The sequence below is a fragment of the Chloroflexota bacterium genome (genome assembly GCA_013152435.1).
In the GTDB taxonomy this organism is placed as follows: domain Bacteria; phylum Chloroflexota; class Anaerolineae; order DUEN01; family DUEN01; genus DUEN01.
Genome location: JAADGJ010000028.1, coordinates 51,648 through 72,901, shown reverse-complemented (window position 1 = coordinate 72,901; position 21,254 = coordinate 51,648). Strand labels below are relative to the sequence as shown.

Annotated in this window: 17 protein-coding genes and 1 pseudogene; 12 read left to right on the top strand and 6 right to left on the bottom strand. The window is 64.2% G+C overall.

Features of this window, described 5'->3' with window-relative positions:
- Positions 1 to 33: 33 nt before the first annotated feature.
- Complete coding sequence (locus GXP39_03860; GenBank protein ID NOZ27175.1) at positions 34 to 1,044, bottom strand: hypothetical protein; 1,011 nt, start codon at positions 1,042 to 1,044, stop codon at positions 34 to 36.
- 459 nt (positions 1,045 to 1,503) lie between these two features.
- Between GXP39_03860 and GXP39_03855 the strand changes: the two genes are divergently transcribed.
- From GXP39_03855 to GXP39_03840, 4 genes are all read left to right on the top strand, one after another.
- Entirely contained in the window at positions 1,504 to 3,285 is a 1,782-nt protein-coding gene (locus tag GXP39_03855; GenBank protein ID NOZ27174.1) for an SLC13 family permease, read from the top strand.
- A 65-nt stretch (positions 3,286 to 3,350) separates the two neighbouring features.
- The gene (locus GXP39_03850; protein ID NOZ27173.1) at positions 3,351 to 4,013 is read left to right on the top strand and encodes an MOSC domain-containing protein; all 663 of its coding nucleotides are present in this window, start codon (positions 3,351 to 3,353) and stop codon (positions 4,011 to 4,013) included.
- Positions 4,013 to 4,504, top strand: coding sequence for a GNAT family N-acetyltransferase (locus GXP39_03845; protein ID NOZ27172.1), 492 nt, complete (start codon positions 4,013 to 4,015; stop codon positions 4,502 to 4,504). Before GXP39_03850 ends, GXP39_03845 begins: the two co-directional genes overlap by 1 nt.
- A gap of 4 nt (positions 4,505 to 4,508) precedes the next feature.
- On the top strand, positions 4,509 to 5,315 hold the full coding sequence (locus GXP39_03840; protein ID NOZ27171.1) for a DUF4111 domain-containing protein: 807 nt from the start codon (positions 4,509 to 4,511) through the stop codon (positions 5,313 to 5,315).
- Positions 5,316 to 5,421: 106 nt separating this feature from the next.
- Here GXP39_03840 and GXP39_03835 read toward each other — a convergent pair.
- From GXP39_03835 to GXP39_03820, 4 genes and pseudogenes are all read right to left on the bottom strand, one after another.
- Positions 5,422 to 5,769, bottom strand: a pseudogene (locus tag GXP39_03835) (hypothetical protein).
- A 22-nt stretch (positions 5,770 to 5,791) separates the two neighbouring features.
- Positions 5,792 to 6,598, bottom strand: a complete 807-nt coding sequence (locus GXP39_03830; protein ID NOZ27170.1) for a polyphosphate kinase 2 family protein — start codon at positions 6,596 to 6,598, stop codon at positions 5,792 to 5,794.
- Between the two features lie 269 nt (positions 6,599 to 6,867).
- Complete coding sequence (locus tag GXP39_03825; GenBank protein NOZ27169.1) at positions 6,868 to 8,694, bottom strand: ABC transporter ATP-binding protein; 1,827 nt, start codon at positions 8,692 to 8,694, stop codon at positions 6,868 to 6,870.
- 30 nt (positions 8,695 to 8,724) lie between these two features.
- Positions 8,725 to 10,530, bottom strand: a complete 1,806-nt coding sequence (locus GXP39_03820) for an ABC transporter ATP-binding protein (protein ID NOZ27168.1) — start codon at positions 10,528 to 10,530, stop codon at positions 8,725 to 8,727.
- A gap of 500 nt (positions 10,531 to 11,030) precedes the next feature.
- Here GXP39_03820 and GXP39_03815 point away from each other — a divergent pair, with 500 nt between their 5' ends.
- From GXP39_03815 to aspS, 4 genes are all read left to right on the top strand, one after another.
- Positions 11,031 to 11,930: a tRNA (adenine-N1)-methyltransferase gene (locus tag GXP39_03815; GenBank protein NOZ27167.1), complete on the top strand. Its 900-nt coding sequence runs from the start codon at positions 11,031 to 11,033 to the stop codon at positions 11,928 to 11,930.
- Complete coding sequence (locus GXP39_03810) at positions 11,927 to 12,976, top strand: CehA/McbA family metallohydrolase (protein NOZ27166.1); 1,050 nt, start codon at positions 11,927 to 11,929, stop codon at positions 12,974 to 12,976. The genes GXP39_03815 and GXP39_03810 overlap by 4 nt, the downstream gene beginning before the upstream one ends.
- A 135-nt stretch (positions 12,977 to 13,111) precedes the next feature.
- Positions 13,112 to 14,203 carry a 3-phosphoserine/phosphohydroxythreonine transaminase gene (gene serC, locus GXP39_03805; GenBank protein NOZ27165.1) on the top strand — a complete coding sequence of 364 codons (1,092 nt, stop codon included), beginning with the start codon at positions 13,112 to 13,114 and terminating at the stop codon, positions 14,201 to 14,203.
- A gap of 173 nt (positions 14,204 to 14,376) precedes the next feature.
- Positions 14,377 to 16,164 (top strand): aspartate--tRNA ligase, encoded by a 1,788-nt coding sequence (aspS, locus tag GXP39_03800; GenBank protein ID NOZ27164.1) that lies wholly within the window; start codon positions 14,377 to 14,379, stop codon positions 16,162 to 16,164.
- Between the two features lie 56 nt (positions 16,165 to 16,220).
- Here aspS and GXP39_03795 read toward each other — a convergent pair whose 3' ends face one another.
- Positions 16,221 to 16,973, bottom strand: coding sequence for an MBL fold metallo-hydrolase (locus GXP39_03795; GenBank protein NOZ27163.1), 753 nt, complete (start codon positions 16,971 to 16,973; stop codon positions 16,221 to 16,223).
- Positions 16,974 to 17,374: 401 nt separating this feature from the next.
- Here GXP39_03795 and tmk point away from each other — a divergent pair, with 401 nt between their 5' ends.
- Genes tmk through GXP39_03775 form a run of 4 tightly spaced genes read left to right on the top strand, consistent with a single transcriptional unit; the run spans position 17,375 to position 21,065 of the window.
- On the top strand, positions 17,375 to 18,061 hold the full coding sequence (gene tmk, locus GXP39_03790) for a dTMP kinase (GenBank protein ID NOZ27162.1): 687 nt from the start codon (positions 17,375 to 17,377) through the stop codon (positions 18,059 to 18,061).
- Positions 18,062 to 18,063: 2 nt separating this feature from the next.
- Positions 18,064 to 18,753, top strand: a complete 690-nt coding sequence (locus GXP39_03785; protein ID NOZ27161.1) for a thymidylate kinase — start codon at positions 18,064 to 18,066, stop codon at positions 18,751 to 18,753.
- 4 nt (positions 18,754 to 18,757) lie between these two features.
- Positions 18,758 to 19,108 (top strand): hypothetical protein, encoded by a 351-nt coding sequence (locus GXP39_03780; GenBank protein ID NOZ27160.1) that lies wholly within the window; start codon positions 18,758 to 18,760, stop codon positions 19,106 to 19,108.
- Entirely contained in the window at positions 19,074 to 21,065 is a 1,992-nt protein-coding gene (locus tag GXP39_03775) for an ROK family protein (GenBank protein ID NOZ27159.1), read from the top strand. Before GXP39_03780 ends, GXP39_03775 begins: the two co-directional genes overlap by 35 nt.
- The last annotated feature ends 189 nt before the right edge of the window (positions 21,066 to 21,254 follow it).

The window sequence follows — 21,254 nt, the reverse complement described above, 5'->3', positions numbered from 1 at the left end:
CTACGGGATGGAAAGATCGCATGGATCGGTCGTTCATAACTTGCCTCCGGTGCGGTCGTTGAATAGCTTGAGCACCCACGGGAGGAATGACTTGAATCCCAGCGGCTGGACGTGTATGTAGAGCGCATCAACGCCCAGGAACCGGGCCCGTGGCTCGAAGGGAGCCACCAGATCGGTGTGTCGAATGGCGATGCCATCCCCGTAGCGCAGGATGTCGCCGTCGTTGAAGGCGGGTTCCTTGCGATAGAGGATCTCGGTGGAGAAGCGCAGGGGAAAGCGGTCCCCTCGCCGCGTGGTGGTGACGGCATCGAGCCCAAAGTCCACGCCGCGTTTGGGGATGCCCGCCGGCACCGTGGCCGGCAGCAGCGCGTCCTGGCGGATGACCACCGTGCCTGTGCGCACGGATAGCAGATCTCCGTCCAGGATCTCCGTCGCGCTCGCCCTTCGCTCCGTACCCTCCGTGGAGAACCAGATGTCGATCTCGTAGCGTTGCAGGAACTCGATCAGGCGTCCCCCGAGCCAGAAGGCTCGGTCCCTCTTCGCGGCGTCCACCACGAAGGCGATGATCCTCTCCTCCGAGCCGATGAAGTGCACGGCGTCCAACCCCAGGTCGTGATCCACCTGGAAGCGGGAGAGGAGGGCGGCGTTGGGGATGATCGCGCCGCTGGTGATGAGCAGGTCTCCGGCCCGGAAGCGCCCCTGTGGGTCGTCCAGCTCCGTGGAGAACGCCACCAGGCTCCGGTCGACATCGAGGATATCGGCCGCATCCAGCCCCAGGTCATCGGAGACGTCCCAGGATGCCAGAAGGTCTCGGTTGCGGGCGCACACGGCATGGGAGCGGCCCAGCAGGTCGCCATCGGAGATGAGGGGGTTGCCGTCGGCCGGCGTTGGCCCCTGGGTCAGGAAGTCCTCCTCAGTGGAGTAGGCGAAATCCTTACAGGCGCTCAGGTTGAGCAGTTTTTGTCCGTTGACCGGCGTCGCCGTTGTCAGCAGGAGCAAGGTGAGGACGACCGCGGTGACGAACGTGGCGTATCGTCGTGGCATAAGGCCTCCTTTCGCTTCGCCTCATGGTGGCGCGGGGTGGAGAGGAGCAACTGGCGAGAATGGGGCATGGAGGATCTCCCTTCCCGGTGAGTACCGTGGGAGCATGAGGAGGGAATGAGGTACGGCGGATGGGACGTGGGCATCCGGCTGTGGCCTGGAAGGTTCTGGAGGGAGCGTACACAAAGGATGGGCCTCGGCCGGTTGCCATCATACAGGAAAGGTCTAATACATTGTAGCACGTTTTTGTGAGTAGACGCCTAGTATGAATAAACTGTCAGAAATCGTTTGATCGGGCTGGGGCGGATACGGTTCAAGGCGGATTGAGAAAGCTATCGAAGGGGTGCCCCCGGGATGATCGGCGATTTGCCTGAAGTGGATGCACGACGTACACTTCCGGCACGAGATTTCGCGGTCCGTTGCATCGCGTCGGCCCCGGCATCGAGGGATAGGGAGGGCCCAATGACCCCACAGATCCTCCTCACGCTGGCCATTATCATGGCGGCGGTGGTGCTCTTCGCCACGGAGAAGCTGCGCGTGGACGTGGTGGCTCTGCTGGTCCTCCTCGCCCTGGTGCTCACCGGCCTGGTCAGCGTGCAGGAGGCGTTCGCGGGCTTCGCCAATCCGGCCGTTGTCACCGTATGGGCCGTGTACATCGTGTCCGGGGGGCTGTTCAAGACGGGCGTGGCGGATATCCTGGGACGGCGCATCATCCGGTTGGCCGGCCCCAGCGAGCCCCGGCTCATCGGGATCATCATGTTGGCCTGCGGGGTGATGTCCGCGTTCATGAACAACATCGGCGCCACAGCCGTGTTGCTTCCGGCCGTGGTGGGGATCTCCCGCCAGGCGCGCGTTCCCTTGTCACGGTTGCTGATCCCTCTCTCGTTCTCGTCGCTCCTGGGCGGCAACATGACGATGATCGGGACCCCGCCCAACGTTTTGGCGACCAGCATACTGGCCGAGCGTGGGATCCCCTCCTTCGGGTTCTTCGATTTCACCCCCATGGGGTTGATCGTCTTCGGGACGGGCATCCTGTATATGGTGTCCATTGGCCGGCGGCTCCTCCCGGTCCGGGAGTCCCTCGATGTGCAGGAGGCGACCTCCCGGCTGCGGGAGTACATCAGCGAGGTTCGGGTTTCCCCGGACAGCCCGCTGGTGGGGAAGACGCTGGCCGAATCGAACCTGGGATCGGAGTACGACTTGACCGTCCTGGCCGTGATCCACGACGATCGGGTGATCGCTCCCCCGCGCCCGGAGACGCGCTTCCAGCCTCACGACCTCATCATGATCGCGGGTGGTGTGGAGAACCTGCTGCGGGTTCGGAGAAGGCTGAAGCTGACGATCGAGGCGGAGCGGGTGATGGGGCTGGAGGAGATGGACTCCGATAGGAGTTGCATCGTGGAGGCGACCCTATCGCCCCGGTCCCGCCTGACGGGGCGTACGCTGCGGGAGGTTCGTTTCCGGGATCGGTACGGGTTCACCGCCCTGGCCATCTGGCGGCATGGCGAGGCGATCCTGCAGCGCCTGCGTGATGTGCGGCTGCGCTTCGGCGATACATTGTTGTTGCAGGGGCCTCGTCGCCGGCTTCCCGTCCTCCAGGAGTCCAACGAGTTCCTGGTGCTGGAGCCGGTGGCGCTGACCTCCCAGCGGCCGGGGAAGGCGCCGATCTCCATCGGGATCATGGGGCTTGTGTTGGCCCTGACCAGCCTGGCCGGGTTTCACGTCTCGCTGGCCATGGTCATCGGGGCGGTGCTCATGGTCCTGACCGGATGTCTGACCATGGACGAGGGGTATGAGAGCATCGAGTGGCGCAGCGTCTTCCTGATCGCTGGCATGCTGCCGCTGGGCACGGCCATGGAGGCGACGGGAACGGCCCGCTTCCTGGCCGACCTGTTGATCGAGGGGCTGCGCAGCCTGGGGCCCATAGGGCTCCTCATGGGCGTTTACGTGCTGGCGGCGTTGAGCACCGAGGTGATGTCGAATGCGGCTGCCACCGTGCTCATCGTGCCCATCGCCATCGACATCGCCCTGGGGATCGGGGCCAGCCCGCATCCCTTCGCCCTGGCCACGGTCATCGGCGCCTCGACGAGCTTCTTGACGCCGGTGGGACATCAGGCGAACGTGTTGGTCTTCGGGCCGGGCGGGTACCGCTTCTTCGACTACACCCGGGTGGGGCTGCCCTTGAACCTTGTGATCCTGCTCGTCTCGATGATCTTCTTGCCCATCCTCTGGCCGCTTTTCTAGCGCGCCCCGTCCGTCGTTTTCGTTCATTGTCTATCGTCGTATTCTCAGACTGGGAGGAATGATATATGGCTACTTTGGTTTCGATCCAGGTGGGGCTCCCTCGTCGTTGGGGGGATCCCGACGCGTCCGATCCGATGGATCGAGCTTGGGAGAGCGCGATCGCCAAGGAACCGGTGCAGGGGCCGATCCGGCTGGGGAGCACCGGTCTGGCCGGCGATGGCCAGGCGGATCGGAAGAATCACGGGGGGCCGGACAAGGCGGTGCTGGCCTACGCCGCCGCTCACTATCCGCTCTGGCGGGCCGAACTGGCGCTTCCGGATCTGCCCCATGGCGCCTTCGGGGAGAACTTCACCATTGACGGGCAGACGGAGGAGTCGGTTTGCATCGGGGACGTGTACGCGATCGGCGATGTGCGTGTGCAGGTCTCTCAGCCCCGTCAGCCCTGCTGGAAGATCGCACGACGGTGGCGGATCAAGGACCTGACGGCGCGGGTGGTGGAGACCGGGCGGATCGGCTGGTATCTGCGGGTGCTGGCGGAGGGATATGTGGAGGCCGGGATGCCGGTGACGCTGCTGGAGCGGCCGTTCCCCCAGTGGACGGTGGCGCGGGCTATGGCCGTGGTGCAGAATCGGCGTCAGGACCGGGAGGCGGCGTTGGAGCTGGCTTCCTGCCCTGTGCTGTCGCAGGAGTGGCGGGACAAGCTGCTCGTGGTGGCGGAGGATGGGTGATGCGCGTGGCGCCCGGCGAAAGCGCATTGCCGGAGGTCGAGATCCGGCCGATGGAGGCGAATGATATCGACCGGATCATGCGTACGTTTGCCCGCTGGCATAAGACGCGAGCGCAATACGAGCGCTATTGGCGGGAGCAGCAGCGTGGTGAGCGAGACGTCCTGTTGGCGCTCTGGGGGGATAGGGTGGTCGGCTATGTGACGCTGGTGTGGGCCTCCAAGTATGCGCCTTTTCGGGAGCAGGGGATCCCGGAGATCGTGGACTTGAACGTGATCACGGAATATCAGCGGCGTGGCATCGGGACAGCGCTGATCCGGGCGGCGGAACAGCTCGCGCTCCAGCGCGGCAGGAACGTCATCGGGATTTCCGTGGTGCAGTCGCCGGAGTATGCCGCGGCCAATCGCCTGTACCCGAAGTTGGGATACGTCCCCGATGGCCGTGGGATCACGCCGCATGACAACGAGCTGCATCTGACCAGGGAGCTGGGGTAGCCGCATGGCACAATTCGGCTGGCCGGATTGTCCGCCCCCGGTGCGGGCGCAGGTGGATGGCTTTCTGGCGGAAGTGCGTGAGCTGCTGGGGGAAAACCTCGTCGGCGTGTACCTGCACGGCTCGTTGGCGATGGGCTGCTTCAACCCGGAGTGCAGCGACATCGATCTGCTGGTCGTGACCCGGACCGGCATGTCCGTGGAGACGAAGCGGGCGGTGATCGAGGTGTTGTTGCGATGCTCAGGGCGTCCGGTCCCCATCGAGATCTCCTTCCTGCGGGAGGAGGATCTGCATCCCTGGCGGTATCCCACCCCCTTTGACCTGCACTACAGCGAGACGTGGCGAGCGCAAAACGAGAGGCATCTGGCCACCGGGGAGTGGCGGGGATGGAACCGCACGCGATACAGGGATCCGGACCTGGCGGCCCACATCACGATCACCCGGCATCGGGGCGTCTGCCTCCATGGAGAGCCTATCGGGGATGTCTTCCCCGAAGTCCCGGCGGAGGACTATGTGGCGGCCCTCCTGTACGACTTCGAGGACGCCCGGGATGAGATCGCGGAGAATCCGGTGTATGGCGTCCTGAACCTCTGCCGGGTGTACGAATACCTTCTGGAGGGGCATATCTCGTCGAAGGAGGAAGCGGGGGCCTGGGCGGTTGCAGCCTTCCCAAAGGTGTACGGGGAGGTCGTGGAGCAGGCGCTCGCGGCCTATCGAGGGCGCGGCGACGTTGGGCGCTTTGACGAGGCGGCGTTGAAGCGATTCGCCCGCTATGTGGACGAGCGGGTGCAGGAGTTGCTCGCGAGAGGCTAAAACCCCCTCATATCCCGCCGAGCGGGTGGAGCCCCCACGCCCCAGCTCCGATTCTTACCCGTTTGCGCGCACGGGATCCCTGGGAGGCAGGGAGCCCCTTTCCAGAAAGCCGCTCATACTCCTCGCGGGGGATCACTCGATCCTTGAGATCCGCTATGGTGCGGATACCTTCCTCCCGACACCACTGCACGCAGATGGCATACGCCTCCCAGTCCAGCTCATCCTCGTCCCAGAACACCCGGATCTCGGGGTGGCCGCTCAGGAAGGCCGCCAGCGCCCTTGTATGTCCGTCCGTGAAGATGATCTGGCCTGCCAGCTTCCTCACGGGGATGGGGGGAAGCGTCTCGGGATCGGATGGATCGAATGTTCGCAGGACGTGGGACAGCTTTTCGGCGTTGATGAACAGCTGGCTGGGCTGTATGTCTTCCAGCCTCATCGTAAAGATGTGGACCATCTCAATCCGCCCACCGCAGAGATTAATCCGGGATCGTGATCTTTTCCAGGTCCTCCGCCGGCTCCGGGAAGTGCATGTCCAATCGTTCCAGAGTGTCCGCGATGACGCGGGCGATGACCAGGTTGCGGTACCATTTGTGGTCGGCGGGGATCACGTACCAGGGCGCCCACTCCGTCGAGCAGCGGTTGATGGCGTCCTCGTACGCGGCCACGTACTTGTCCCACAACGCTCGCTCCCTGAGATCGGCCGGGTTGAACTTCCAGCGCTTGTGGGGCTGATCCAGCCGGGCCTGGAGCCGCCTCTTTTGCTCCTCTTTGGAGATGTGTAGGAAGAACTTCAGGATCACGGTGTCGTTCTCGGCCAGCGTACGTTCGAAGGCGTTGATCTGATCGTACCGCTTCTCCCACACCTTCCGGGGCACCAGATTGTGCACACGCACCACCAGCACATCCTCGTAGTGGGATCGGTTGAAGATGCCGATCATCCCCTTGGCTGGGACCGCCTTGTGAACCCGCCACAGGAAATCGTGGGCCAGCTCCTGGTGCGTGGGCACCTTGAACGAGGTCACGACGCACCCCTGGGGGTTCACGCCTCGCATCACGTGCTTGATGGTGCCGTCCTTGCCGCTGGTGTCCATGCCCTGCAGGATGATGAGCAGGCTGCGCTTCCCTTCCGCATAGAGCAGTTCCTGAAGCTGGATCAGACGCTTGCGATCTTTCTTCAGGTCCGCTTTGGCTGCGGACTTGTTCTCATAATCGCCGGTGTATCGAGGGTCGATATCTTTGAGGCGGATAGGATCGCCCGGCGGGACCATATGGGGATGAAGCATGGGAGTCCTCCGATCGTCTGTGATGGGAGCATGAGGGGTACGTAGGCACGCGCGTAGGGATTCATGCTCGGAATGGGCGTATTATACCGCTTTGTCGCCGACTTTGCACCCTGCCCTGTCAGGATACGCGATTCCCCTGATGCGCAGGGACGATTTTATGGACCGTCCCTGTGGTTTGGCCCTTTGGGTAGCGAAGGGCACTGCCCTTCGCTACCCATGCCAAAATATTAGGAAGTAACAGCATTTCTCAGACACACTCTAAGCGAAGATCAATAGGCGGGTTGACCGTGTGAGGACATCACGTCCTCCACCGGCCGGCTGGCGAACTGAGTCATGTACAGGCGATGATACAGTCCTCGTCGCGCCAGCAGCTCCTCATGCGTGCCGTCCTCCACGATGCGGCCATCCTGCATCACCAGGATGCGGTCGGCGTTGCGGATGGTGGAGAGGCGATGCGCGATGATGAGGGCCGTTCGCCCCTCCAACAGCCGGGCCATGGCGCGCTGGATCGTCCGCTCCGTCTCCGTGTCCACGCTGGCTGTCGCCTCGTCCAGGATCAGGATGCGCGGGTCGGCCAGCAACGCCCGGGCGAAGGCGACCAGCTGTCGCTGCCCCACGGAAAGCCGCCCGCCCCGTTCTCCCACCTCGTGATCGTAGCCGTCCTCCAGCGATTGGATGAACTCGTCCAGCCCCACAGCCTGTGCGGCTCTCCGAACCTCCTCGTCGCTGGCGTCCAGCTGGCTGTATCGGATATTCTCGCCGATGGTGCCCGAGAACATGAAGGACTCCTGCAGCACGATGGCCATCTGCGAGCGCAGGGACACCAGCTGGACGTCACGCAGATCGTGTTCATCGATCAGCACGCGACCTTGCGTGGGATCATAGAAACGCATGATCAGGTTGACCAGCGTCGTCTTGCCCGCCCCGGTGGGGCCGACGATGGCCACCGTCTCCCCGGGCCGGATATGCAGGTCGATGTCGTGCAGCACATCCGGCTCATCCGGATCATATCGGAAGGACACGTGTTCCAGGCGGATATCACCCTGGATCCGTGGCATGGTGATGGCATTCGGCCTGTCGGCCACCTCCGGCTCCGTGTCCAGAAACTCGAAGATGCGCTCGGCCGAGGCCATGGCGCTGAGCAGCAGGCTGTACGTGCGGCTGATGGCGCTCACGGGCCCCCAGAAGAACCATAGGTAGTTCACGAACGCCATGATGAACCCGACCGTCACCTCGCCGCGCAGGACCAGCAGCGCCCCGTACCATACGACCATGGCCGTGCCCACCACGCCCACGAACTCCACCGAGGGCCAGATGATCATCTCCCACCGCACAGCCTCCATGGTCCTGTCCAGGATGTTGTTGTTGAGGCGGTCGAAGGTGCGGATGTTGCGCTCCTGGCGTACGAAGGCCTGGGTTACCTCGATGCCGTTGATGGACTCGTTGAGATTGGCGTTGACGTTGGAGATGCTGCGGCGCACGTTGGTCCAGGCGGCCTCCATGGCCGGGCGCACTCGGGCTCCCAACAGGATCAGGAACGGGAAGACGGCGAAGGATATGAGCGCCAGCCGCCACTCGATGGCGAACATGATGACCACGATGCCGATCAGGCTGATGCCCTCCCCGGCGGCGTTTACCAGCCCGCGATTGATCAGGTTGCTGATCGTGTCGACGTCGCTGGTGATGCGGGACATGATGCGCCCCACCGGCCGTTGGTCGTAGAAGCGTAGCGAGAGCTTCTGGATGTGGGTGAACAACGTCTGACGGAGATCGTGGAGCACCCCCTGGCCGATCGCGTTCGTCAGGTAGATGCGGGTATATCCGGCGGCCCACTTGACGAGCCGCAGCAGCACCATGCCGATCACCGACATGTAGAGCGTGCGCAGATCCTGGGCCTGGATCCCGTAGTCCACGGCGACCCGCAACAGGTAGGGCTCTGCCAGGTTGGCCCCCGCGCTGATGATCAGGACGAGAAGCACCCACAGCGCATAGCGTCGGTACGGGCGGAGGTAGCCCATCATCCGCAGGAAGTGGGCGGTATTGAACGGCGCCTTTTGCGCCTCCTCCATCTCCTCTTCAAAGGACTCGAAAGGCATGTCTGGCACCTCACCTTTACGTTTTACGCATTACGTGTTGCGTGTTGCGGGCTGTGTGTTGTGTGTCGCCCCGGCCAAGGCTCGCTCGCCCTCAGCGGATAGCGCCTCTTGCGTGCGGAATTGCAGGTTGTACAGACGGGTGTATTCTCCGCCGCGGGCCAGCAGATCGGCGTGGGTGCCCTCTTCCACCACACGGCCGTCCCTGAGCACCACGACCTTGTCGGCCGTCTTGATTGTGGACAGGCGCTGGGCGATGACGACGCTGGTGCGTGTGGCCATGACCTGCTCCAGCGCCTTCTGGATTTCGTATTCCGTCTCCGTGTCCACGCTGGATGTCGCCTCATCCAGGATGAGGATGGCCGGGTCCATGAGCAACGCTCGCGCCAGGGCGATCCGCTGCTTCTGGCCGCCCGAGAGGCCGATGCCTCGCTCGCCCACGCGGGTGTCGTATCCCTTCGGCAGCGCCGTGATGAAGTCATGGGCCTGCGCCAGCCGGGCCACCGCCTCGATCTCCTCCTGGGTGGCGTCCGGGCGGCCGAAGGCGATGTTGTCCCGCACCGTCGCCGAGAAGAGGAACGTCTCCTGGGGGACGATGCCGATCTGGCGGCGCAGACTGGCCAGCTGCACCCGCCGCACGTCATGCCCGTCGATGCACACCCGGCCGCGCGCCACATCGTAGAACCGGGGGATCAGGTTGATGACGGAGGACTTGCCTGATCCTGTGCCGCCCAGGATGGCGACCGTCTGCCCTGGCTCCACCGTGAGGTTGAACCCCTTGAGCACCATGCGCTCCGGATCGTCCGGAAAGGCGAACCAGACGTCTTCGAAGCGGATCTCCCCCTGTGCTCTGGGCAGTGCCACCGCGTGGGGCGCATCGTCGATGGGGATGGGCGCGTCCAGGATCTCCAGGATACGGGGGATCGCGGCCAACGCCTGGCGCATGATGCTGAGCAGCCAGCCCATCATGCGGACGGGCCAGATCACGCCCCACAGGTACCACTGATAGGCGAAGAAGGTGCCCAGGGTGACCTCTCCGCTCATCACCTTGCGTCCACCATACAACGTCAGCAGCACGAAGCACATGCCGATGAGCAGATCCATCAGCGGGAAGGAGCGGGCCTCGACGTGAGCCCGGTGGAGGTTTTTAGCCCGGTATGCCTCGTTTTGAGCGCCGAATCGTCGGACCTCGTGGACCTCACGGGCGAAGGCCTTCACGACGCGCACGCCGCTGATGGCCTCCTGCAGCACCGTGGTAAGTCTGCCCATCTGCTCCCGGATCGTCTCCCAGGCCGGGCCGATGCGGCGATCGAACAGGAAGACGACCAACGCCAGCGGCAGGATGGGGGCCATCACCGCCAGCGAGAGCCGCCAGTTGATCACCAACAGGATGATGAACGTGCCGACGAAGGAGACCGAGGCGGCGATCAGGAAGAGCAGCCCCCAGGCCACGAACTCCTGCACCGCCTCCACGTCGCTGGTCACGCGGGACATGATCTGCCCCGTGGGCATGGACCGGTAGAAGCTGATGGGCAGGTACTGGAGTCGCTCGTACAGCTGATGGCGCAAATCCCGCACCATCCGTTGTCCGGCCAGATTCTGCAGGTAGCCCTGATAGAAGGCGGCCAGCGAGCGGAGGCCGAACACGCCCATGAGCAGCAGCGAGTACAGGAACACCAGGTCCATGCGACGGCGGCTCAGGCCCCGATCGATGGTCCATCCAAGGATAGCGGGTGTGAGCAGCTCACCGGCCAGCACGACGAAGGTGAGCACGCCGGCGATGGCCAGAAGCCCACGATAGGGTTTGAGAAAGCGGATCAGTCGCAGGAAGTTACGCATCTGATTCCTCACTGCTACAGCGACCACGGAAGGGGAAAACCGATAAGCGGGCAACAAAAAACCCCGCCTGTGGCGGGGCCGAACGGGGGGGCCAGAGGGGAAGAGACGTCGTTACCTATCTCATCCCACCTCCGGGATCCATCACCCATACGGCCCGCGCGTGCATCGGGCGCGCGAGATCGCCCGTGCGGAGCACCGCTTGCATCGCGCCGATCGCCTTACGGAAGAACATGGAGACCTCCTGTCAGGGTGGTGAGCTTTTTCGGGCTCGCAGCGATTTTACCAGGTCTGGTGGGATCCGTCAAATTGTGATGGCCGGGGGACGCCCTCGAGTACTGCCCGACACACTTTGGGGGAGATGCCGCGGGGAGCTGGAGGAAGCGTGTTGGGATACGCCGCCGGAGGAGCGACGAAGTTGCCCGGCGGCATGCCATACGTTATAATCGCCTCTGGCTGCGCGCTGGGCGCAGCCTTTCATAAGCGGCGAGGGGATGGGAAGCGTGCGGATTGCTCAGGAGAACGACCTGATTCTGCTGGTGGGCCAGGATCGCCGGCGCCGCCTGATCCGCCTGCAGGCGGGAGGGGAGTGGCATAGCCATCGCGGCCGGATCCGGCACGATGACATCATCGGGCAGCCGCTGGGATGCACGATCCGTACCCATACGGGCTACCCCTATCTCGTGCTCGAACCATCCACGCATGACCTGATCCTGCAGCTGAAGCGCACCACGCAGATCGTTTACCCCAAAGATGCGGCTTATATCGTCCTGCGCCTCAACCTCTTCTCCGGGCGGCGGGTGGTGGAGGCTGGCACGGGCAGCGGAGGGCTGACGCTGGCGATGGCGCGAGCGGTCATGCCGGAGGGGCATGTGTACTCCTACGAGGCCCGGCCGGAGATGCAGACGCTGGCGGAGCGTAACCTGGGGCGGATCGGCCTGCTGCCTTACGTCACGTTTCGGACCCGGGACATCGCGGAGGGGTTCGACGAGCGGGATGTGGATGCCTGCTTCCTGGATCTGCGCACGCCCTGGGACTATCTGGCGCAGGCGTACGAGGCGCTCACTCAGGGCGGGTTCTTCGGCAGCCTGGTGCCCACGGCCAATCAGGTCATCGAGCTGCTGGCGGCCTTGGAATCCCACGGCGGCTTCGCCGAGATCGAGGTCGAGGAGCTGTCCCTGCGGCCGTACAAGCCCGTCCCGGATCGGTTCCGGCCCGCTGATCGCATGGTGGCCCACACCGCCTATCTGATCTTCGCCCGCAAGGTGAAGTTGGGCGATGAATCCGTCACGTGGCGACCCGCCGTGCGCCGTCCCTACCTCTCGAAGCTGGCGAGACAGCAGGAGGCCGAGGAGACGCCGGAGGAACAGGAGCCCCCCGTGGATGATGAGGCGTCGTCGTGACCTGCTGGTATGAGTTCTCCGGGAATATCCACATGCATACCGTCGCCAGCGATGGCACGGGCACCTTCTCCGATCTGGTGCAGGCGGCCCAACGGGCGGGCCTGGACTTCCTCGTGATCACCGATCATAACAAATTGCTCCTGGCCGAGGAGGGATGGCGGGGCTCCGTCCTCGTGCTGGTGGGGGAGGAAGTGCACGACCCCCAGCGCAACCCCGAGGGGACGCACCTGCTGTGTCTGGGCGTGCGCGAGGATGTGACCCGGTTCGGGCGGGACCCCCAGGCGTTGATCGATGCGGTCGAGAGCCAGGGCGGCCTGAGCTTCCTGGCCCATCCTTACGAGCGGAACTCCCGCCTCCTCCGGGACATGTATCCCTGGAGGAATTGGGAGGTGAACGGGTACACGGGGATCGAGCTGTGGAACTACATGTCGGAGTTCCGGGCCTATGCGTGGAACCGCCTGTTGGGGTTGCTGATCGTGAAGCGGCCGCAATGGTTCACCACCGGCCCGTGGCCTGAGACGTTGGCGAAGTGGGATGTCCTGACGCAAAAGCGGCCGGTGGTGGCGTTGGGGGGATCCGACTCACATGCGACGTATCATCGGTTTGGCCCGTGGATGTTGACCGTGCTCCCATATGAGACGTGTTTCCGGGCCGTGAACACGCATATCCTGGCCCGGGAGCCGTTCTCCGGGGATCTGGAGCACGATCGGGCGCTGGTCCTGGACGCGCTTCGGCAAGGGCATTGTTGGGTCGGTTATGACATGCCGGCCCTCACGACGGGGTTCCGCTTCCGGGCCTCCCAGGGGGATCGCGTGGCCATCATGGGGGACACGTTGCCGGCCGGACCACGCACGTGGTTCGAGGTGTGGCTGCCACGGGCGGGGCGTATTCGCCTGCTGCGTGATGGGGAGGTGATCGCGCAGGCACATGGCGATCAGATGCGCTTCGTCAGCTCCCGGCCTGGCGTGTATCGGGTGGAGGTGTACCGTCGGGCCTGGGGACGGTGGCGTGCCTGGATCTTCAGCAATCCCATCTATGTGCGATAGTGCGCCGCCCGGCATCGTTTCGTAGGCCGAGCCGATCTGCGATATTCCACCTCTACCGGGGGATGGCGTTCATGTGGGGGCGGCGCTACGTCGTCGATCCCCGCATCTCAACATCGGCGGAGGATGAGATCAACCATGTACGGCCGAGTTTTCAATTTCAATCCGGGGCCTGCCGTGCTGCCGGTTTCCGTGTTGGAGCGGGCCCGTGATGAGTTGCTGAATTACGCCGGTTTGGGCATGTCGGTCATGGAGATGAGCCATCGGTCCAAGGCGTTCGAGGACATCCTCGATCGGGCCGAGGCCGGGCTGCGCCGTGTGCTGGGCATCCCCGAGGAGTACGCGGTACTGTTCCTGCAGGGCGGGGCCAGCCTGCAGTTCGCCATGGTGCCCATGAACCTGGCTTTGGAGGGGAAGCCGGTCGATGTGATCGACACGGGCAATTGGACCCAAAAGGCCATCGCCGAGCTGGAGAAGTTGGCGTCCTATCGCATCGCTGCCTCCACGGCCGATGAGGAGTATCGGCGGTTGCCCCGGCCGGAGGAGATCGAGCTGCATGGGGATGCCTCTTACGTGTACATGGCGTCCAACAACACGATCCGGGGGACCCAATGGGCGTGGTTCCCGGATACAGGAGACGTCCCGTTGGTGGCCGATATGTCCTCCGATATCCTGTCTCGTCGGATCGACGTCTCCCGCTTCGGCCTGATCTTCGCCGGCGCGCAGAAGAACATGGGCCCGGCCGGCGTCACCGTGGTGATCCTGCGGCGCGATCTGGCGGAGCGGGCGGACAAGAATCTGCCGACGATGTTGCAGTATCGAACGCACGTGCAGCGGCGTTCCCTCTATAACACCCCGCCGACCTTTGGCATCTACATGATCGGCCTGGTGGTGGATTGGATCGAGCGGGAGGGGGGATTGGAGGCCATTGAGCGGCGCAACGAGGAGAAGGCCCGAGCCCTATACGATGCCCTCGACGCCAGCGACTTCTACGACGTCCCGGTGGCGGAGGGGGACCGCTCTCGCATGAACGTGGTATTTCGCATCCGGGGCGGGGATGAGGAGCTGGAGAAGCGGTTTGTGAGCGAGGCCGAGGAGATCGGGCTCGTCGGGCTGAAGGGGCATCGATCCGTGGGCGGGTTGCGAGCGTCCCTCTACAATGCGCAGTCCATCGAGGCTGTGCGGGCGTTGGTGGCGTTCCTGCGGGATTTCGAGAAACGGTACGGGTAGGGGATGCCGTGGAGGGGCACGGCCGCTCCGGTGGTGGCTTGTGCTTTCCAAATCCCGGCAGTATAATCCCTCTGATTCCCTTCTAGTGTGTACCTATTCTTTGCGCTCTTGCCGCGCCGGGCTGGTCGGATTGTGAGAGGAGGCGGCCGGAGCGCTTGTTTTGGAGATGGATGATGCTGAAGACCCACAAGTGTGGCGAGCTGCGTACCCATCATATCGGTCAGCAGGTGACCCTGGCGGGTTGGGTGCATCGCCGCCGTGATCACGGCGGTCTGATCTTCCTGGATCTGCGCGACCGCTGGGGGATCGTCCAGGTCGTGTGTGATGCGGCGCTGTCGGCGGAGGCGCATCGGACGGCGGATACCGTGCGCAATGAGTACGTCATTCAGGTGGTCGGACAGGTGCGCGCCCGGCCGGAGGGGTTGATCAATCCGGCGCTGCCCACCGGCGAGATCGAGGTGGCCGCCTCAGCAGTGACCATCCTGAATCCATCCCGCACGCCTCCGTTCTATATTAACGAGGATCAGCCCGTGGACGAGGCGCTGCGTCTGCGCTACCGATATCTGGATCTGCGGCGGCCGCGCATGCAGCGCAACCTGGAGCTGCGAGATAAGGTGGTCACATATATCCGGGACTATCTGCACGCTCGGGATTTCCTGGAGGTGGAGACTCCGATCCTGATCAAGAGCACGCCGGAGGGTGCACGGGACTACATCGTGCCCAGCCGTGTCCATCCCGGCTGCTTCTACGCGCTGCCGCAGTCGCCGCAGCAGCTCAAGCAGCTCCTGATGGTGGCGGGCATCGAGCGGTACTTCCAGATCGCCCGCTGCTTCCGGGACGAGGACCTGCGCGCCGATCGCCAGCCGGAGTTCACCCAGTTGGACCTGGAGATGTCGTTCGTGGATCGGGATGATATACTCGACCTGATCGAGGGGTTGTTCATCGGCATGGTGGAGGCGCTGGAGCCGGAGACGGGGAAGCACTTGAAGTATAAGCCGTTCCCCCGGCTGACCTACGAGGAGGCGATGGCCCGCTATGGCACGGATAAGCCGGATTTGCGTTTCGGCATGGAGATCGTGGAGCTGACCGACCTGCTATCCGACAGCCAGTTCCGGGTCTTCTCCTCGACGGCGGCCGGCGGGGGACGGATCCGGGGCATCCGGGCGCCCGGCTGTGGGAGCTATTCCCGACGGGAGCTGGACGAGCTGACCGCCTTCGCCCAGCAGCATGGCGCCAAGGGGCTCGTCTGGTTGATCCGCACGGACGAGGGGCTGCGCTCTCCCATCGCCAAGTTCCTGACGCCAGAGGAGACGGCCGGGGTTATCGAGCGGTTGGAGTTGGAGCCGGGCGATCTCGGGCTGGTGGTCGCCGATCAGCCGGACGTTGTGGCTCAGGCGCTGGGGCATCTCCGGTTGGAGATGGGGCGCCGGTTGGACCTGATGGATCCGGATGAGCTGGCGTTCGTATGGGTCGTGGACTTCCCGCTGTATGAGTGGGATGAGGACGAGAGGCGCTGGACCGCCATGCATCATCCGTTTACGGCCGCTTTGGACGAGGATTGGAAGTATCTGCAGCCGGGGCCGGACTACGACCCGGGCAAGGCCAAGGCGAAGGCCTACGACATCGTGTGCAACGGTTGGGAGGTGGGCGGCGGCAGCATCCGAATCCACCGCCGTGACCAGCAGGCGCTGATGTTCGACGTGCTGGGGATCACGCCGGAGGAGGCCCAGGCGCAGTTCGGCCATATGCTGGAGGCGTTCGAGTACGGCGCGCCCCCTCATGGCGGGATCGCCCCTGGCATCGATCGGCTGGTGGCCATCCTGGCGGGCGAGCACAACATCCGGGAGGTCATCGCCTTCCCCAAGACGGCCCAGGCTACAGACCTGATGACCGGGGCGCCCTCGCCGGTGTCCCAGCGCCAGCTGGATGAGTTGCATATCTGCCTGAAGCTGGACGAGTAAAGTCATCGCAATGGCGGCGGGGCGTCTGGATATGCCCCGCCGCCTTATTTTCCCCGCTACACCTCTATCTCCATCCCGTCGTAAGCCACCAGGATGTTGTATCTGCTCAGCTCCGCGACCAGCTCCTCGTGTTTCCGGTTGTGGTGGCTGATGTGCGTGATCACCGCCTGGCGGGTTGGGTAGGATCGCAGGAGATCCTCCAGGCCCAGGACGCTGATGTGGTGCTCCGTCTGCTCGAAGTCGGGGGTGTGGAAGATGGCCACATCGGCCTGGGCGAGCAGCCGAAGGTGGAACTCGCTGAGCAGGTCGTTGCTGTCGCTGTAGTAGACGATCCGCTTGCCGTCCTCCTCGAAGAGAAACCCATAGCAGGGCACGTGGTGCATGACCTTGAACGGGATCACCTGCAGGGATCCGAAGACGATGGGGGCGTGGGACTCGAACTCGGAGAGCAGGATCATCGTCGATAGCCGGGGGGTGAGCCGGATTTGCGGCAGCACGTCATATCCAGCGAACGCATGGAGCACCCGGTTGCACCAGTACTCGAACTCCATCAGCCCGCCGACGTGGTCGTAGTGCTCGTGGGAGAGGAGGATGGCGGAGATGTCCGAGAAGTCCCCGTGATCCAGCATGTTGCTGATCTCCGGCGGCGTGTCCACCAGCAGCTTGTGCTCGGCCCCGCTCACGAGCAGGGATGAGCGCCGCCGCCTGTTCTTGTCCCCCGGCTCGCGCGCTGCCTCGCATCGAGGGCAATCGCATCCGAAGCTGGGGATCCCCTCCGCTGCACCTGTGCCCAGGAAGGTCACCTTCATCGTCGCACCTCCACGCGATCGTCGGGAAAGGCAGGCCCGGTGTGGTGTTCAGTGTGCCTCATCCAGCGGGTTTATGCAAGCCTCCGGCTCCTCGCCCTCCCCGCCGCCCGGACCAAGGGGTAGTCCTCACGATCTGCACCGCCTGAGGTTCGGCGGGGGAGTGCTTTTTCCATTGGCAATCATCGCCGCTGTGTCACTTTGCCTGAAATCTGCTATAATGACGGTAACCTGAGGGCGTGTCTGAGAAAAGCCGTTGTTTCTGCACGGTAAGTTTTCAGACACGCTCTGAGGGGGATGGTGGATGGCCACCCTCTCGTGGCGAGGATGGGACCCGACGTGCGGGATGGCTCCCCCCTGGTCCGGAGGTCCCAGCGGGTGATACTTTTCGCAAGGAGCACGTTATGGTTGTGACGGGAGATGCTAGGCCGCCCGGCCGGCTGATCGCCGTGGAGGGCCTGGACGGCAGCGGGAAGTCAACGCAGATCTATCTGTTGCGGCGTTGGCTGGAACTGCAAGGGTTGAAGGTGTTCTTCACCGAGTGGAACTCCTCGCAGATGGTGCGTCGTGCGACGCGACGTGGTAAGAAGAAGCAATTGCTGACCCCCATCACGTTTTCCCTCATCCACAGCACCGACTTCGCCGATCGATACGAACGCCAGATCCTGCCGTTGCTGAAGGCGGGGTTCATCGTTCTGGCCGATCGATATATTTACACCGCCATGGCTCGGGATGTGGCGCGGGGGTGTTCCCCGACATGGGTGCAGAACCTGTACAGCTTCGCCTTGCAGCCGGATATCACCTTCTTCTTCCATGTGCCGCTGGATGTGGCCGTGCACCGCATCCTGAGCAGTCGCACGAAGCTGAAATATCACGAGGCGGGTATGGACCTGGGGCTTTCCCCGGATCCGGTGGAGAGCTTTAAGCTCTTCCAGGACCGGGTGCAGGCACAGTACCTGAGCATGGTGGAGAAGTTCGACTTCACGGTGATCGATGCGGCCCGGCCCATCGAGGAACAGCAGGAGGAAGTGCGGCAGGTGGTGGAGGAGAAGATCGATTTGGCCCGCTTCCGGTGGAGGACGCGCCGATGACGATGAACGCGTTTTACGGTGAGGGGATCCCCGGCGTCACGCCGGAGAGCTTGATCGGGAAGTTGATCGTGATCGAAGGGGCGGATGGCAGCGGGCGTTCCACGCAGATCGCGTTGCTGACCGAGGTGTTGGAGCGACGCGGCCACGCGGTGGTGAACAACGTCGGGCTCAGCCGGTCAACGCTGATCAGCCGAGAGCTGGAGGAGGCGAAGCAGGGGAATGTGCTCAGCCCGACCACGCGTAGCCTCTTCTATGCCACCGACTTCGCCGACCAGTTGGAAAATCGCATCATCCCGGCCCTCAAGGCCGGCTTCATCGTGCTGGCCGACCGATACATCTACACGCTGATGGCGCGTGACCTGGTACGGGGGGCGGATATGCAATGGCTGGAGGGGGTGTACGGCATCGCCCTGGTGCCGGATGCCGTCTTCTTCCTTCAGGTGAGCCCTCGCAATCTGGTGGAGCGGAACTTCCAGAAGGCGGGTACGCTGGACTATTGGGAGGCGGGGATGGACCTCGGGCTGTCCCGTGACATCTTCGAGTCCTTCATCAAGTATCAACGGATGTTGCGGGTCGCGTTCCGGCGGCTGCAGGAGCGCTATGGCTTCGAGGTGATCAACGGCAATCGGTCCATTCGAGCTATCTCCCGGGATCTTCAGACGCGGGTATTGGCCCTGCTAGGAGAGGCGTAGTGTCATGGCGAGAAAGCGTGTTGCGAGCGGTTCGTCCTCTCGTTCGGTGGACGAGGAGCGGCTGCGCCGGGAACTCGTGGCCGAGTTGGACAAAGTGCGGGCGGATCTGCGAGAGTCCGTAGCCATGTTTCGGATGCGACTGGAGGGACGGATCACGCAGGTCCAGGAGGCGGTCTCCTCACCCGATCTGATGAGCGAGGATCTGGATAAGGAGGCTCGGGTGGAGGCGTTGACCGCGATGCTGGAGGCGATCCGTAGCCTGCGGGTGAAGCCGGAGAAGGGGCGCCGACGTGATCTGAAGCGGTTCGAGGCGCTGGTGGATGCCCTGGCGGAGCAGGCGGCGTCATGGGAATAGGAGATCCGGGGATGCTTCTCTGCGCTTTCGGGGGCAGGAGGGGAGTGTGACAGCAAATCGATCGAGTTCGGAGGCCCGCCACGTGGTCGGGGTGGACCTGGGCGGGACCAAGATCCTGGCGGCTGTGGTGGATGCGGAGGGGAAGATCCTCTCCCGAGCCAAGGTGCGCACCCAGGCGCATCGCCAGGCGGAGGCGGTCATCGCTCGTATCGCCGATGCGGCCCGGACGGCTGTGAAGGAGGCCGGGCTGACCTTGCAGGACATCGGCGCTGTGGGGATCGCCGCGCCGGGCGTTTTGGATGCCGAGGCGGGCGTGGTGCGCTTCGCCCCGAATCTGCGTTGGCGGGATGTGCCGCTGGCCGCTGCCTTGCGGCAACGGCTTGCCGTGTACCTGGAGAACGATGTGAACATGGGCACGTTGGCAGAGCACGCGTTGGGGGCGGGCCGCGGCGCCCGGGATGTGGTGGGCATCTTCGTCGGCACCGGCATCGGCGGCGGGATCATCATCAATGGACACCTGCATCGCGGTCGCAATGGCAGCGCGGGCGAGGTGGGACATATGGTGATCCGGATCGGCGGCCCCCGCTGTGGCTGCGGGCGCCGTGGCTGTCTGGAGGCCCTGGCCAGCCGCACGGCTATCGTCCGTGATCTGAGGGAGGCCATTGAAAGCGGGGAGAAGAGCATATTGCCCGACCTCGCCAAGGGCGACCTGAGCCGCATCACCAGCGGCGTGCTGGCGAAGGCGGTGGCTCGCGGGGACAAGCTGACCATCTCCGTGTTGAAGCGGGCGATGAAGAGCCTGGGCATCGGCGTGGCCAATATCGTCAACCTGCTGGGGCCGGAGGTGATCATCCTGGGCGGCGGCGTGATCGAGGCTCTGGACGATAAGTGGTTGGATCGTGTGCGCAAGGTGGCGCAGAAGTACGCTATGCCCAACGCCATGGAGGGGGTCAAGATCGTGCGCGCCCAGCTGGGCGACGATGCCGTGGTGTTGGGAGCGGCCGTGCTGGCCCGGCAGATGATGGTCGAAGCCCCGCCCCGGCGGCTGGCCGTGATCGACATCGGCACCAACTCCGTGCAGCTTTTGGCGGCCGCGCTCCGGGATGGCCGGATCGAGCAGGTGATCAAGGACGAGGAGCGCATTACCCTGTTGGGAGAGGGGGTAGGGCAGTCCGGCCGACTGGCCCCGGCGGCCATCGAGCGCACTCTGGCCGCGATCTCGGAGTTCGCTTTGGAGTCCTCCCGAGATGGGATCGAGCGCCTGGTGGCCTTTACCAGCAGCGCCGTGCGTGCGGCGGAGAACGGAGCTGAGTTCGTCGCTCGCGTCCAGGAGATGACGGGCGTGGAGGTGCGCTCGCTCACCGGAGATCAGGAGGCCGAGCTGACGTTCCGGGGCATTGTCGAGGATGAGATGCTGGCGGGGCGCCAGCTTATGGCCGTAGACGTCGGCGGCGGGAGCATGGAGGTGGTGCTGGGCGGCCCGGAGGGGATCGACGCCCGTTTGGGCCTGGACCTGGGCGGCGCCCGGCTGACCGAGCGTTTCCTGGCCTCCGACCCGGTTTCGGAGGAGGAGCTTGCCCAGCTGCGCTCCTTCGTGCGTGATGTGCTCTCGGCGGTGCTTAACCCGGCCTCGGTGGAGGGACGCACCGTCGTCGCGACGGGGGGCACGGCCCGCACGCTGGCGGCCATCGACTTGGTGGAGACGGGTGGCTCGGTGGGCGAGGTCCACGGGTATGTGCTCTCCGCGCCGCGCGTGAACACCCTGTTGGATCAGCTGGCGCGCATGCCTCGGGCGGAGCGACGCCGGGTGCCGGGGTTGCCGTCCGCCCGTGCGGATGTCATCGTGGCCGGCGCCGCCATCTTCGCCACGCTGATGGAGGTGCTGGAGGTCGAACAGATGGTGATCAGCTCCCGCGGGCTGCGCTATGGGGCGTTGATGGCATTGGCGCAGGAGTGAGCGGGGACGGGATCGCCGTCCCTTGCGGCGTGCTTCCGTTCGGCTCCCAAGCCTGGTTCCCCGGGCTGGGAGCCGTTTCCGTGTGAGGTATCGCTGTACTAACATTATAGGATTTTCATGTTGACAGGCGCAATCTAGCCGGTGTATACTCTTCGCTGGTTTGAAAATGCGCTTTGCGTGGAGAGATCA